Raw genomic sequence first — 14,782 nt, forward strand, 5'->3', positions numbered from 1 at the left:
GCGCAGTCATTGCACTGATTTTATACTTTCTTAACTTAGAAACAAAAACTGTCCATGAGATAAAATCGCCATGGACAGTTTTTTGATATTACTTATTCACAAATTGTTTGCTTAACTGATCTACTGCAAGTATAGCTGAGGCAACATCACCAGCCTGAATACTTGGTGATAAGTTTTTCATCGTCTCTCCTTCTTGCGTAGCTGCCTCGCCTACTTTTAGCAGCTCCTCATAAGAAACATCGTCTAAATGCATGTCTCGTAATGTAGTTGGAAGACCAAGTTCGCGATAAAATTGAATATATTTTATCATTTCATCCTCGCTATGGAGCTCTAATAGCAACTGCACCAATGTACCATATGCAACCTTTTCGCCATGAGTAAGGTGGTGAATATCACCTTCGAGTACGGTGAATCCATTATGAATGGCATGTGCTCCTGCTAAGCCACCACTTTCAAAACCTAATCCTGATAATAATGTATTAGCTTCCACTACAGCTTCTACATGATTCGTAACCAATCCTTTTTTTACTGCTTGATATGCAGCTATTCCATATGCAAATAATGTTTTTTCACACTCTTTAGCAATTGCCTTAGCTGCAATACTTGTTTTTCCGCCTGCCATCGTATCACCATTGCGCTTCAGTGTAGCTCGAGCCTCTACCCATGTAGCCATCGCATCAGCAATACCAGACGCAAATAATCTAGCTGGAGCTTTGGCGACAACTGCAGTATCAACAAGTACTAAGTCAGGGTTTTTATGATAAAACTTATAACTTTCAAACACTCCTTCATCACTATATATCACAGATAATGCGCTCGTAGGTGCATCTGTTGAAGCAGTAGTTGGAACGATAACAACACGAGCATGCAATTCATTTGCTATCGCTTTAGCTGTATCCAATGTCTTCCCTCCGCCTACACCAACTACTACATCTACCTGATGATCCTTCCCTTCATTTACCACTCTTTTTATTTCACTTAATGAGGCCTCTCCATTAAACGGAACATAATGATAGTCCAAATTTTCTTCCCTCATGCTTGCTTCAATTGTCTCTTTAGTTATGTCCCAAACCACATCATCAGAAAGAATAAGTGGCTTTTCTGCGATTGATTTCACATGTTTTCCAATAAGATGTAAGGCATCTTTTCCTTGAATATATTTACCAGGTGATACAAAAACAATATTTGACATTTTCTTCACCCTTTCTAATTTTTACATCTATAGTATACCAATTCTACGAATTTTCATCCATATTTTGTGAAGTATTTCACATTATATTCATAATCAAAGATTTTCATTTACGCGCATTCAATTTTATGACACCTCCTTGAGACATACGAACCCTTTGTATTATGTCTGCTTATAACCATAAGAAAAACTGAGCAAAATTCGCTCATTCCTTATCACTAAATGCTCAGATTTACGCTTCCTCTAGTAGCTATTATGGAATAATAGCTACTGCTTGCTTGACCACCACTCCAGCTGCCCACTTCCCTTTCCGTGGGGTTTGTCCTTCAGCTAACTTTTTTAGCAAAACCCGCTCAAAAAAGTGGATCTTCAGGTCAAACATTTCCCACAGGAGTTGAAGTGGCCGCCCTTCGCTATTATCAGGCTCTACAACGCTAGCATGAAGTAACACAGCTGCTATTATACTCACGAATAGCGATTTTCACTTTACCCATTGTAAAAAAAGTCAACCTATTTCTTATGACAAGAATTGTTGCACCTTCTCATAGCGGAGACTAATTACGTAGACTCCTGCGGGATTAGCGCGAGCCGAAAATCCACTTTGCAACGTGTTCTTCTTTGCAAAGTTAGTTGAGGCCGTGCCCGCGGGAAGCGAAGTAATTAGTCGGAGCATTGCCAATATACATCAAACATTTCAAAATAACTACTTGGCTTAACGCAATCATTGCACTGATTTTATACTTTCTTAACTTATAAAAAAATCCCTAATCGCCAATTTTTAATGATTAGGGACTGATGATTAATTATAAATCTTCCTCAAAACGATAAACTAACTTGTAATTTTCCTCATTAAGTAGATCCGCCACATGTACACGTACTCCATGCCCGAACACAACCTCATCTTCTGTCATAGCGACAATCATTGCTTTTGTTTCATTAGCAATATCAATATATATATCACCAACGACTGGCTTTAAGCTACCGTCACTTTCAGCAAGGTAGCTAATCGATTCATCTTGAATTTGCTGTTCTTCTGGCACGAGGCTTTTATCATAATAAGCTATTTCTTGACTTGCATCAGCCTTACCTGGGACCATTACAACATATTCACTATGCTTCACTCCATTATCTCTAGTGGTAACAACATTCCCGTCTTCCACACTATCTACTTTTTCAATAGCATTTAAGGAATAATGGTCAAGGAAATCTGGAGCTGGCTTAATAATTAGAATATAGTCCCCTGGTTCTGGCATCTTATTCTTATCAATCGTATACCTTTTCCCGTAAAAAATAAATGTATCATTATGTTGTGGTCTATAGAGTTCTATTTCGCTTGCTTTCGTTAGAATTTGCTGCATATCCTTTAGGCGATATAAATGAACCGATTTTTTAAACATCGGTTTTACCGAATATACTTTATGCAATTCATTCTTGTAAAAAACGAATTGGCCCTTCCTTACCTGAAAAAGCTTCATTAGATTACCTCCTACCTTCATATTCCATTTGAGTATAATATAACTGGAACTCATAAATAAAGTAAAACTTCATTCAAATAAATAAATCCTTTTATTCTGAATGATCATGCATGTAATCCATGTTTCTTGAGCTGTAATAAACTCCTATTCTGTTGAGCAAGTACTTGTACAGATAATGTCAGTCTAAATTTATTTTCCCTTAAACCTCAACACTTTAAACATTGAATTCCTAAATAATAGTATTTATCGAACATTTTCTTCCATATGAACAAATGGCAAGTCCGTATCAACCATTCCAATTACTCGTTTCATGGCTATATTCTCCCCTTTTAACCATCGTTTAAAGTCAAAGATTTCTGGCTTTCGATCTCCACCTAAAGCAAACCACACCTTTAATTCTTTAGGAAAATAACCAGAGGTATGAATGGTTCCCGACCAGTTTTTATATTTAGTAGAGAATACACCTCTTGTTGAATTATTCATCATTTCAAATGCTTGATAAGCATTATTTAATGACCCCTTTTGCTCATCTATTGCCCGCTTCCTTCGATAGGAATCATCCAAATGGTAACGGTTTTCAGCTGTTAATGTTTCAAAATGATTGGTACATACATGTGACTGACGTACCTTAACAGCTCGCGGTGATGCTTCTACTACAATAGAATCCCCGCTCCTATCTAACAATACATAACTAAATGAGTGCCGATGAGGAATATCTTTCAATAAATGTATTGCCTCTTCTGTATTTCTACAGCTTTCCAAAATTATTCTTCCGATCATATTACAAATAAAGCCATCACCCGGCTTTCGACGATGAATGAAATTATAGCCCAATGCAAGACCATGTTCGTTCATACCATCCATTCTGCCAGTAATGCGCTGTGACGGTCCAATGGTCGCGAAACCTTGATCATTTGGTTGAAAAATGGTATAGCGCCCTTCATAAGTTTTCGGATGATAGTCATAATTACGTATCATATAATTGGACCCTGTAAAAATAGAACAACCACTTTTGGTATACGCTAAACGATAGCCACCGAACTCTTGAAGTACATCATTGATATCCCACTTTAACGCATGCATGAGTCCTTGAAGTTCTTCCCATATTCCTGGAGCAAACGTCGTGATAGCCGCCTTTGCCTCACTTTCATTAATAGTGAAACGCGGTCTTCTAATTCCCCATTGCTTCTTTCTGTTTTCAAGAATAAATGAATTTCTTAACCATTCACCCTGCCTAATCCCATATTCATAATGACTACCACGAAATTGAATAACATCACTATAAATTTGTTTCATCCGCTCCCCCCTTTGCATTCGTATCCCCCTATTTTAATGAATTTATATTTATTTGAAAATAAATGTGCCTAAACTGAAACTTTTTATTCATTTTCAACGTATACATTCATAAAGGTAATAATCACATCATTACTTGTAGGGTTCACATATTGTTTTTGTGTATATAAAGCTACTATTTTTTCCGGACTCTCAAAGTTCCCTCTTGTAAAGAAGATAGGAGATGAAAGCATGACAGGAATATTAACAACAACGATTCTATCCTTTATCCTGTATTTTGTTATTGCTGGATATTTTGTACTTAAAAACAAGAAATATCGAGGAACAACTTTTAAGGCAGTTGCTATTATATTTGCGACTTTATTTATCATAGGGGCTATAATCGTCTATATTTTTATGCCACCTATTACGATTCCAAATATGACGATTGCCAATATCATCATTGGAGTAGCTGGTATGACTGGTTTGTATATGCTTACGTCAAGCCAGCCTTTTAGCAAATCAAGTCAACAGTTTGATGTGATCACAGGGGCCATCATTGTATTTACTGTTATAGCTATTCCTGGATTTTTTGTATTAGGAATATTCACCTTAGATGATACGTATGAATCCATTGCTAAAGAAGAAGTAGCTGAAGCCAAACCTTTAGATAAAGATGCTACACCAATTGTTGTTTCGCCTGAGTTTGCTCGAAATAAAGTACAGAAGGCGATGAGTGTAGTACCAAACACACAATATTATGACTTAGGTAAGTTGCAGGTGCAAAAAATTAAAGATGACATTGTGTTCGTTGCACCGGTAGAGTTCACTGATTTCTGGAGGTACTTTAGAGGCAAAGAGACAGAAGGTTATTTCACTATCTCTGCTACTGATGTTAATGCCCAGCCAAAATTTATTAAAAATAATATGAAGTATACAAATTCGAGCTACTTTCATCATAACATTGATCGTACCATTTATAATGCGCATCCAGATTATATTCGAAGTGGTGAGGCACAAATTGAAGTAGACGAAAATGGAAAGCCTTGGTATGTTCAAACGCTCTTTAAACCAATCGGACTAACGAACAAGCCAGATATGGAAAAATTACATGTTGCCGTAGTCGATCCTGTTACAGGTGATGTTAAACTATATTATGCTGCTGATGCACCTGAATTTATTGATGGATCCATTAGTTCAGAAATGGCCTCAAATGAGAATGAATATTTCGGGAAATATATTCATGGGTGGCTGAACTCCCTTTTTGGCAAAAAGGATGTAAAGATTCCGAATGAATCTGGTACGGAATCAAGCGTTACACCAATTTTTGATGAGAATGGAGAGATGCATTATTTTACTGATATGTCTTCCCCAAAAGAGAATATTGACTCCGCACTTGGTTACACCTTAATTAATGCAAGAACAGGTGAACTAACATATTATAACGGGGAAAAGAATAACGGCATAATGGATAGTAAGGGTGCAAAGGAAATTGTAAATAAAGAGTTCCCTGAAAAGAAATGGACTGGTTCCATGCCAATTCTTTACAACATTGATGGGAATCCAACATGGGTTGTAAATGTCCTTGATCCAAACGGATTATTTAAACATTATGCATATATTAAAGCGTCTGATTCCGATTTTGTTGTTTTTGGTGATACTGCCAGAAGTACACTTGAGGCTTATCGTTTAGCTTTGGCGCAAGATCCTAGTAATGTGGAATCAACTGGAGAAGCAGCATTAGAAAAGAGAAATGGTATTGTTGAACGGGTTGTTGTAACAACGCAAGATAAAAAACAAATTGTTCAATTCTTACTTAAAGATGATGCGACTATTTATACCGTAAATTCTGGAAAAGCACCAAGATCCATTTTCTTGCAAATAGGCGATAAAGTTCAATTAGAAGCAAATATGCGTGACAATCAAACCGGAATAGTAGAAACAATCTCCATTGAGGGACTAACAGAATAAAAGGAAAAACAGGCTAGGAGGATTTACTCCTTAGCCTGTTTTTTTAGGTCCATGATTTTTTAACCACCAGAACAATTTGGTTAGCCAAAAAGCAAGATACGAAATAGCAACATCCAATAAGAATATATAGGTTAACTTCATTCCTCCATGCAAAATTAACATATCCAAAGCAATAAAAATAGAGGCTAATCCATATCCAAATCCAGCAGAAAGCACGATAGCATATAAATAAAAATTTTTCCCTTTATTCGTACAATATTGGTAGAGCAACATAAATCCAATCGGCAGCACAACTGTTGTCACTGTAAGACTTGTTGGAAATAAGTAGGAAATACTATGTGGTGTAATAAGATAATTATACATCGATAATACATTATCAAGATTAGACCACATGACATGTATGGCAAAACCATAAAAACCGATTTCAAATACTCTCCCTCGATCCAAGAAAAAGTATAAAAGAACGAAAGGAATGATTACACTCACAATATTGAACCAAAAATACCATGTATCTGGACCAGAAGTTTGATGCCAATACTCTTCCTGTAGAATGCCAAGTCTTTCTTTTAATTCATAAATTTGATAATATAGTTCATCTACACTCATACGCTTTAACCACCTGAATAAACGATCGTTGAGGTTAGTTTAAGCTTATCTTCGTAATTCTATACAGATAAACAATTAAGCGCTTTTATCCAATACAAAACGCTGTTTTCATGTATGGATTTACAATAAAGAACAAGAGCGCAAGCGCCCGATTAGAAACGATGATTGGCGAGTCAACGGTGATAAAGGAATCACAGTGAGATTGCGAGCCGATGTTGACTTAGATTAGGGCGATTCGTGAAGTCGCATCGTTTCTGGGCGCTAGAGCTGGGCGCAGCTCAACACGCCCCTATTTATCCACATGGGCATATTTTATAATTTTCCTAGACAACAAAAAACACCCCTAGCAATTAGATATTTGGTCTAACTTTAGGGATGCACCTCATTGCAGGTAGGTTCTATTCACCAATTAATAATGATAACTCTTCCCAACGTTCCATCTTTGCCTCTAATTTGGCTTCTATCTCTTGCTGTTCGTTAAATAATACTTGGACTCTTTCTGAATCACTTCCAGCATTTACAATGTTATCCTGGATCTTTTCCAGTTCTTCTTCCAATGCTGTAATAACATCTTCAATTTCATTCCATTCTTTTTGCTCATTATAGGAAAGTTTTTTCCTCTGTTTCTTCGGCTTTACTTTTTCTGTTTTTTCAACAGGCTTTTGGGTCATCGGTATTTCCTTCTGTTTCTCTAGATAGTCCGTGTAGTTTCCATAGTAAGGTATTATACGATTATTTTCCGTAAAAACTAATAAACGGTCAATCACTCGATCTAAAAAGTATCGATCATGTGAAACTGTTATAACGACGCCAGGAAATTGATCGAGATACTCTTCTAATACACTTAATGTTTGCGTATCTAAATCATTGGTAGGCTCATCTAAAAATAAAACATTTGGTTCTTCCATTAATATTTTCAATAAATAGAGACGACGTTTTTCTCCACCTGATAGCTTCCGAATATACGTCCACTGTTGTGTTCGAGAAAATAAAAAATGTTCGAGCATTTGCTCAGCTGTAATAATCGCCCCGTCTTTTGTGTGGATAACTTCAGCTACTTCTTTTATATAATCAATGATTCTCATTTCACCGTTAAGCTCTTCATCACCCTGTGTATAATAGCCGATTTTCACTGTTTCACCAATAATAACTTCTCCATTATCTGGTGTAATACGCTGTGCCATTAAGTCGAGCAACGTCGTTTTCCCAGACCCATTTGGACCTACAATACCTAATCTGTCTCCAGGAACAATTAATTGATTCAATTTGGTTACGATTTGTTTATTGGCAAAGGACTTATCTACTTCCTTCAGCTCTATTACTTTTTTCCCTAATCGGACAGATCCTACGGGTACATCAATGGCTTGCTCATTCGTGTCAAATGTTTTTTCCTTCATCTCATGAACACGATCAATTCTTGCTTTTTGCTTTGTCGAACGAGCTTTAGCTCCACGCTTTAACCACGCTAACTCCCTGCGTAGCGTATTTTTATGCTTCATCTCATTACTTCTCTCCAGCGCTTCACGCTCTGCCTTTTTTTCTAAAAAAATCTCATAATTCCCTTCATACGAATAAAGCTTTCCTTTGTCTAATTCGAAAATTCGATTCGTCACACGATTTAAAAAGTATCGATCGTGTGTAACTACTAATAGGGAGCCACGATATGATTGTAAATACCTCTCAAGCCACTCAATCGTCTCATTATCCAAATGGTTCGTCGGCTCATCTAAAATGAGGAGATCAGCAGGCTGAATTAAGGCTTTGGCAATAGCCACTCGCTTTTTTTGTCCCCCAGATAACGCATTTATTTTTCTATTAAATTCTGTAATGCCTAGCTTCGTTAGGACCGTTTTGGCTGCTGTATTTGCTTCCCACGCACTTGCCTCATCCATCTTCTGCTGCATCACAAGCAAATTTGATTGCGCTTTTTCACTTGTTGGATCACGTTGTAAATCCAGCAATGCTCGCTCATAATCGCGCATCACACGCATAATTAACGAATTACCATAATAAATCTGCTCCATCACTGTCAAATCCCCATCTAAATCTGGATCTTGGGCTAAGTATTCAATTTGATAATCTTTTGCGTGCTGAATCGTACCCTGTTCTGGTGACTCAAGTTTTGCGATTGTTTTAAGGAATGTAGACTTCCCGGTACCATTTACTCCAATTAACCCTATTCGTTCATGCGCAGCAATGATACAGGAAACAGATTGAAATAATATTTTATCACCAAATGATTTCGTTATATTTTCAACGGTTAGCATTCTCGATCATCCTTCAACTCTTTCGATTCTTTAACCATGTTTTAATAATAATAACAATTAACAATAGCATCCAAGAAGTTACAAGGTAGAAAATAACTTTACTTGGCTCAGCCATCTCTGAAAAGAAAAAAGCCATTCCCGTCCATACAACAGCAATGATTACTAATTGTCCTAATAATAGCTTAATAATAATCTCCCCCATATCTGTGAACACAAGATCTTTTATCATTCATATTTTTTATATATAAAGTGAAACTTCCATCCGTGGGGGGTTTTGTTTTTCCCCACGGATGGTTAGGTGAACCGATCGGACATTTACTGGCAGTTGTTCCACACTTACCCATATTGGGTTCACTTTATTGCTTAAAGTGCGGATCTTACTGCCAGTTATATGCGGGATAAAGTGAAACTTCCATCCGTGGGGGGTTTTGTTTTTCCCCACGGATGGTTAGTACCACAAGGGTATGACCTAAAGGCCCTTAAACCGATCGGACATTTATTGAAAGTTGTTCCACACTTACCCATATTGGGTTCACTTCATTGCTTAAAGTGCGGATCTTACTGCCAGTTATATGCGGGATAAATTAAAAAAATCCTCTACGGACAAGTTTATCCTATCCCTATGGATTTTTCCAACGTTAGAAGGATATTATTTTAGATAAAGTGAAACTTCAATCAGTTGGTGGTTTTGTTTATCCACCACTGATTGTTAGGTGAACCAATCGGACATTTACTGGCAGTTGAACACCTTCTTATCCATATTGCTTTCACTTTATTCCTTGAGGTGGGGGGCTTACTGCCAGTTATGTGGAATAAAGTAAGAAAGAGAAATAGCAAAATAAGCAAAGCAACTCCTCTTATTTCTGAGAAGTTGCTTACTTGCTTTGATATATCGTTTTATAATGATCGAAGTAAATTTGCCATTTCTATAGCTGATAACGCTGCTTCCGCTCCTTTATTACCTGCTTTTGTACCAGCACGTTCAATTGCCTGCTCAATGGACTCCGTTGTTAAGACACCAAAAATAACTGGCTTCTCGGATTGTAAGGATGCTTGAGATATCCCCTTTGCTGCTTCATTACAAACATAATCAAAATGAGGTGTCGAGCCTCGAATAACTGTTCCTAAAGTAATAATGGCATCATAGTCTGCTTTCAGAGCCATTTTCTTAGCAATTAATGGAAGCTCGTATGCTCCAGGAACCCAAACAATCGTAATATTTTCCTTTGCTACACCATGTCTAATTAAGGCATCCTCAGCCCCCTCGAGAAGTTTACTAGTAATAAAGTCATTAAACCTACTTACAACAATACCGATTCTTAAATCGGTTCCTACAAGATTACCTTCCAATATATGTCCCATTTTGCTTACACTCCTCTTCTATCATTAATCGATAATTGATTAAATCTTCAATAGAAATCATACATAAGTTAAACTTGGCAGCCATTCTTTCTAAATCTGGCACTCTCGCCATCATGCCGTTTTCTTTAATTATTTCACAGATAACTCCTGATGGGGCTGCTCCACAAAGTTTTGCTAAATCCACGGAAGCTTCTGTATGTCCAGGACGTGTTAAAACACCTCCACCCTTAGCAATTAAAGGAAATACGTGACCTGGCTGTTTAAAATCCTCTTTCATTGCAAATTTATTAACTAAGGCACGAATTGTCGTTGAGCGTTCATGTGCGCTTATCCCAGTAGTTGTATCCTTATAATCTATACTGACTGTAAAGGCTGTTGATAGCGGATCGTTATTGTTTGATGTCATTAAAGAAAGTCCAACTCGCTCTGCTACTTCTGACTCAATCGATGTACAAACCAGGCCTTTACCGTGGGTGATCATAAAGTTTATCGTATCAGGAGTGATCAGTTCAGATAGTGCTACTAAATCTCCTTCATTTTCTCTCTGTTCATCATCCACAACGATGATAGGTCTCCCTGTCTTTAATTGATCGATAGCCTCTTCAATTGTGTTCATTTATGGCACCTCCTAGATAATACCTTTTTGTTTAAGAAAATTATGATCAAGCTCCCTTGAATCAGTAGAATGGGAAAGCAATTGCTCTACATGTTTCACGAGCATATCACACTCTATATTCATCAAGCTCCCCTTGCCTTTATCTCCTAAAATAGTCACGGAAGCTGTATGAGGAATTAATGATATCGTAAAGACATTCCCACGAACTTGAAATAGTGTTAAGCTTACACCATCGACTGCAATCGAACCCTTTTTTAGTAAATATCTTTCTAGTTCCTTATCCACTTCAATGTCATAATAAATGGCATTCTCCTTTTGATATTTCTGAATAATCGTTCCAGTACCGTCAACATGGCCAGAAACAAAATGTCCACCAAATCGACTGTTAACTCCCATCGCCCTCTCTAGGTTCACTTCAGACCCTTTCGTCAGTTCCTTTAGAGAGGTAGCTTTCATTGTCTCTGGCATCACCTCCGCAGAGAAGCCAATATCATCAAATGCAGCAACTGTTAGACAAGTCCCATTAACAGCAACACTATCACCAACGTGCATATCCATGATCACCTTTTTGGCAGTAATTGTTAAAAAGATTGCCTGTTTAGATGGTTGCTTTATGGAGCGAATGACACCTTTCTCTTCAATAATTCCAGTAAACATAAATTTCACTCCTTTTTCCTAAAATTGAAGCGTACTAGATCGAACTTATACTGGTTTTATCTTTCCAACCAGTAGAACAAAAGCGCAAGCGCACGATTAGAAACGTAGCGACTAGAGCCAGTCAACGGAGATAAAGGAATCACGTTGTGCTTGCGAACCGATGATGACTTATCGCAGGGCGATTCGTGAAGTCGCATCGTTTCTTGGCGCTGGAGCTGGACGCGGTTCAACACGCCCAAATTTATCCATATGGACAAATTTACTAGACTACGAAAAAAGCCTCTGAATTTCGCTTCAGAGGCTTTGAGGACAGAATTTCGTCACCACATGTATACGTAAATAAGCCATTGAAAATATGAATGGCAAAAAAACGTTGGCAAATAGCATACGTATCCTATTTGCTAACATGCTGCGTCAAAAATTCCTTCTCCCATCCAGACTTTAACTGTCGGCTCTGGAGTCACACCAGATCCACCGTTTGGCATTATGCCGCACGGGTCACGGACTAAGAAGTAAATAACTTCATCACCGCCGATTGGGAATTTCACCCGACCCCGAAGGAAATAACTACTATATTATATTTTCCTTATTACGGTAGTAACTTTTTATTATTATAGGGGCATTTATTGGTTCCTATAAACCACCGCCAAGTTCCTACCAAAATCCTTCCACTTTCCTTAAGGATTATTGCTTAAATATTATCAATACTTATATAAAAATGCAAGGAGATATTTTTCTCCCCCATCATCTTTATAGCTTCCTAAAGTTGTGTAAGCATTCATTTAACTATAGATATTCGTACTTCTGTAATCAAATCAAGTGAAGCTTCCATCTGTTTTTAAAACATATACGTACAAAGGCTTCATTCGCCACATCCTGTGGCAACGCCTTTGTGACCTACTTCCATTTAGGCCCGAACCAATCGGACATTTACTGGCAGTTGATCCACACTTATCCATATTGGTTTCACTTGATTGCTTGAAGTGGGGACTTACTGCCAGTTATATGCGGGATAAAGTGAAACTTCCATCCGTGGGGGGTTTGTTATCCTCACGGATGGTTAGGTGAACCAATCGGACATTTACTGGCAGTTGATCCACACTTATCCATATTGGTTTCACTTGATTGCTTGAAGTGGGGACTTACTGCCAGTTATATGCGGGATAAAGTGAAACTTCCATCCGTGGGGGGTTTGTTATCCTCACGGATGGTTAGGTGAACCAATCGGACATTTACTGGCAGTCGATCCCACACTTATCCATATTGGTTTCACTTGATTGCTTGAAGTGGGGACTTACTGCCAGTTATATGCGGGATAAAAAATAAATATATGGTTATATAATAAATGGGTCACACCATAAAATAGTAATTATTACAGTACCTTCCTTGCTATTGCATTTCACTAGTAATCATCGTAAGATTATCTGCTGAAGAAGCCACTTCGTCCATTGCTTTACCTAATTCATCCAATACGTTCACAAATGAAATAAACTCTTTTTCAATCTTATTATTTTGAATCCTGGTTTTTTTCATCGTATTAACAATCTCTGCAAAATGCGTTTCCGATTCTTTTAACGTATCGTTTCCATTTTCGATTTCTTCGCTAATTTTATATAATGATCCAGTTAATTTTTCTACTTGTTGATCTGTATTCGAGATAAGGGTTGACACATTTGTGACTGATCTTTTTGTTTCATCTGCAAGTTTCCTAACTTCTTCTGCCACGACTGCAAATCCACGACCGTGCTCACCAGCTCGTGCAGCCTCAATTGAAGCATTAAGAGAAAGCAGGCTTGTTTGATCAGCGATCCCCGTTACAATATCAATAATTCCTTGCATTTTTTTTGATATATCTGCTAAAGCCTTCACCTCACTAGCAAGCTTATGTATAGAATAATGAATTGTCGACATGTTTTCCTTCTGTTCGTTTACTTGCTGCTTACCATTTGTCGCTCGCTTCTCTGCTAAATGTGAAAGCTCTGACCCAGCATTCGCAATTAATACAATTTCATCTGATTGTGAACTCAGTTGTTGGAACGCAGCATTTGTTTCTTCCGATATGGCCGCAAGATTCTCCGATGCATGTGCTACATTTTCTCGTATTAATTGCTTTTGTTCCTCTGCTTGTTTTTTTATCCGCTCTGTTTCCGCATCATATGCTTCCAATACCAGCTGTTGCTCTAAATTTACTATTTTTGAAATGGATCGAATTGCTAGGAAACATTCGTCTTTTGAGTTAATGTTCTTCTCTATTATTGTCACCAATGACAAGAACAGGTCTTGAAAGGCACACATGTACCACTTTGTATCAAGTCCGATATGTACATGTATTAAAGCGATTCGTTGTCGTTTGGAGAAATATTCCTCATTGATTACCCCTGTAAACATTTCCGAGATATGTCTTATTAAAGTTTGCTTTAGTTTTTCTATAGAACTATGTTGATTAATAATTTGTAGTAAAGCAGGTTCATTTTCTAGATTTTGATAAAATCTATCAACCATAAAATCCAGATTTTCTACGACATATTCTTGCGTACAATGAATTATTCGTAAATCGGCCTCCGTAAGTCCAATCATCTGAAATTGTCTCTCTACTTCACTACCAGCTTCTATTTGAAGCTTGGCTTGTCCACCTTCTAATTGACGTGTGGTAGTTTTTTTGGTATTTCTTAACATCAATTGTTTCCCCCTATCTGTATAGGGTTAATATCGGCAAAATAGTTACTTATTTTCAGTCTAGTGAACGATCCCTTCGATCGACTTGTAGTTTTTATGGTTAATTCAGCCCTAATTTACTAGATAGTCTATTTTCACGCGAGTATAAATGTTTATAAAGTGAAAATTCAATGAGTTAGGGGTGTTGTTTTATCCTCCACCGAAAGTTAGTTCCAGAGCAAAAGCGAAAGCGCCTGATTAGAACCGTAGGGACTGGAGCGAGTCAACGGAGATAAAGAAATTACGATGAGCTTGCAAGCCGATGATGACTTAGATTAGGGAGATTCGTGAAGTCACCTCGTTTCTGGGTGCTGGAGCTGGATGTGGCTCAACACGCCCATATTTATCCACATGGGCAAATTTTATACTTCTTATCTTTCAAGGATATGACCTAAGGCCTTTGAACCAATCGGACATTGACTGGCAGTCCATCCCCTACTTAAACATATTGGTTTCCTTTATTGCTTGAATTTATATGCGGGATAAACGAAACACATATGATGCCCTATTTTCATTAATAAAGAAATAATTGCATGAAATCAAATTGCGAAACTAATACCAATGGTTTATTTATCAATAACCGTTTAAAAACCTGGTAAATGTTAGTGACCTAAGATTATTAATGTATTCACGTTTACACGCTGTTCACTAC

Annotated in this window: 11 protein-coding genes, 1 pseudogene and 1 riboswitch; of the genes and pseudogenes, 1 reads left to right on the forward strand and 11 read right to left on the reverse strand. The window is 37.5% G+C overall.

The window, feature by feature from the left end; genetic code table 11:
* Nucleotides 1-88: 88 nt before the first annotated feature.
* The 4 genes from JUJ52_RS13980 to JUJ52_RS13995 form a co-directional block, all read right to left on the reverse strand.
* Nucleotides 89-1,192, reverse strand: coding sequence for a glycerol dehydrogenase (locus JUJ52_RS13980; protein WP_026679592.1), 1,104 nt, complete (start codon nt 1,190-1,192; stop codon nt 89-91).
* A gap of 250 nt (nt 1,193-1,442) precedes the next feature.
* A complete protein-coding gene (locus JUJ52_RS13985; protein WP_228089010.1) occupies nt 1,443-1,658 on the reverse strand; it encodes a hypothetical protein in 216 nt (71 codons plus the stop codon).
* 334 nt (nt 1,659-1,992) lie between these two features.
* Complete coding sequence (locus JUJ52_RS13990; RefSeq protein WP_026682773.1) at nt 1,993-2,664, reverse strand: hypothetical protein; 672 nt, start codon at nt 2,662-2,664, stop codon at nt 1,993-1,995.
* A gap of 243 nt (nt 2,665-2,907) precedes the next feature.
* On the reverse strand, nt 2,908-3,960 hold the full coding sequence (locus tag JUJ52_RS13995; protein ID WP_026682774.1) for a C45 family autoproteolytic acyltransferase/hydrolase: 1,053 nt from the start codon (nt 3,958-3,960) through the stop codon (nt 2,908-2,910).
* 228 nt (nt 3,961-4,188) lie between these two features.
* Here JUJ52_RS13995 and JUJ52_RS14000 point away from each other — a divergent pair, with 228 nt between their 5' ends.
* The gene (locus JUJ52_RS14000) at nt 4,189-5,907 is read left to right on the forward strand and encodes a DNA-binding protein (protein WP_205389658.1); all 1,719 of its coding nucleotides are present in this window, start codon (nt 4,189-4,191) and stop codon (nt 5,905-5,907) included.
* 30 nt (nt 5,908-5,937) lie between these two features.
* Here JUJ52_RS14000 and JUJ52_RS14005 read toward each other — a convergent pair whose 3' ends face one another.
* From JUJ52_RS14005 to JUJ52_RS14035, 7 genes and pseudogenes are all read right to left on the reverse strand, one after another.
* Nucleotides 5,938-6,513 carry a hypothetical protein gene (locus JUJ52_RS14005; protein ID WP_121604708.1) on the reverse strand — a complete coding sequence of 192 codons (576 nt, stop codon included), beginning with the start codon at nt 6,511-6,513 and terminating at the stop codon, nt 5,938-5,940.
* Nucleotides 6,514-6,911: 398 nt separating this feature from the next.
* Nucleotides 6,912-8,780, reverse strand: a complete 1,869-nt coding sequence (locus tag JUJ52_RS14010) for an ABC-F family ATP-binding cassette domain-containing protein (RefSeq protein ID WP_121604707.1) — start codon at nt 8,778-8,780, stop codon at nt 6,912-6,914.
* A gap of 13 nt (nt 8,781-8,793) precedes the next feature.
* Complete coding sequence (locus JUJ52_RS14015) at nt 8,794-9,009, reverse strand: hypothetical protein (RefSeq protein WP_121604706.1); 216 nt, start codon at nt 9,007-9,009, stop codon at nt 8,794-8,796.
* A gap of 668 nt (nt 9,010-9,677) precedes the next feature.
* On the reverse strand, nt 9,678-10,142 hold the full coding sequence (gene ribH / locus JUJ52_RS14020; protein ID WP_026682777.1) for a 6,7-dimethyl-8-ribityllumazine synthase: 465 nt from the start codon (nt 10,140-10,142) through the stop codon (nt 9,678-9,680).
* Nucleotide 10,143: 1 nt separating this feature from the next.
* Nucleotides 10,144-10,758 (reverse strand): annotated as a pseudogene (gene ribB, locus JUJ52_RS14025) (3,4-dihydroxy-2-butanone-4-phosphate synthase); the annotation flags it as partial.
* Nucleotides 10,759-10,770: 12 nt separating this feature from the next.
* Nucleotides 10,771-11,415 carry a riboflavin synthase gene (gene ribE / locus JUJ52_RS14030; RefSeq protein ID WP_205389655.1) on the reverse strand — a complete coding sequence of 215 codons (645 nt, stop codon included), beginning with the start codon at nt 11,413-11,415 and terminating at the stop codon, nt 10,771-10,773.
* A gap of 418 nt (nt 11,416-11,833) precedes the next feature.
* Nucleotides 11,834-11,981, reverse strand: a riboswitch (FMN riboswitch).
* Nucleotides 11,982-12,804: 823 nt separating this feature from the next.
* The gene (locus JUJ52_RS14035; protein WP_205389654.1) at nt 12,805-14,091 is read right to left on the reverse strand and encodes a globin-coupled sensor protein; all 1,287 of its coding nucleotides are present in this window, start codon (nt 14,089-14,091) and stop codon (nt 12,805-12,807) included.
* Nucleotides 14,092-14,782: the final 691 nt, after the last annotated feature.

This window comes from Virgibacillus sp. AGTR, assembly GCF_016919725.2.
Taxonomy (GTDB): domain Bacteria; phylum Bacillota; class Bacilli; order Bacillales; family Amphibacillaceae; genus Virgibacillus; species Virgibacillus salarius.

What these genes read in the sequence shown, in the direction of transcription:
- JUJ52_RS14000 (WP_205389658.1), top strand. Translation starts at nt 4,189, where the DNA reads ATGACAGGAATATTAACAACAACGATTCTATCCTTTATCCTGTATTTT.
- JUJ52_RS13995 (WP_026682774.1), bottom strand. Translation starts at nt 3,960, where the DNA reads ATGAAACAAATTTATAGTGATGTTATTCAATTTCGTGGTAGTCATTAT.
- JUJ52_RS14035 (WP_205389654.1), bottom strand. Translation starts at nt 14,091, where the DNA reads ATGTTAAGAAATACCAAAAAAACTACCACACGTCAATTAGAAGGTGGA.
- JUJ52_RS14010 (WP_121604707.1), bottom strand. Translation starts at nt 8,780, where the DNA reads ATGCTAACCGTTGAAAATATAACGAAATCATTTGGTGATAAAATATTA.
- JUJ52_RS14005 (WP_121604708.1), bottom strand. Translation starts at nt 6,513, where the DNA reads ATGAGTGTAGATGAACTATATTATCAAATTTATGAATTAAAAGAAAGA.
- JUJ52_RS13980 (WP_026679592.1), bottom strand. Translation starts at nt 1,192, where the DNA reads ATGTCAAATATTGTTTTTGTATCACCTGGTAAATATATTCAAGGAAAA.
- ribH (WP_026682777.1), bottom strand. Translation starts at nt 10,142, where the DNA reads ATGGGACATATATTGGAAGGTAATCTTGTAGGAACCGATTTAAGAATC.
- JUJ52_RS14015 (WP_121604706.1), bottom strand. Translation starts at nt 9,009, where the DNA reads ATGATAAAAGATCTTGTGTTCACAGATATGGGGGAGATTATTATTAAG.
- JUJ52_RS13990 (WP_026682773.1), bottom strand. Translation starts at nt 2,664, where the DNA reads ATGAAGCTTTTTCAGGTAAGGAAGGGCCAATTCGTTTTTTACAAGAAT.
- ribE (WP_205389655.1), bottom strand. Translation starts at nt 11,415, where the DNA reads ATGTTTACTGGAATTATTGAAGAGAAAGGTGTCATTCGCTCCATAAAG.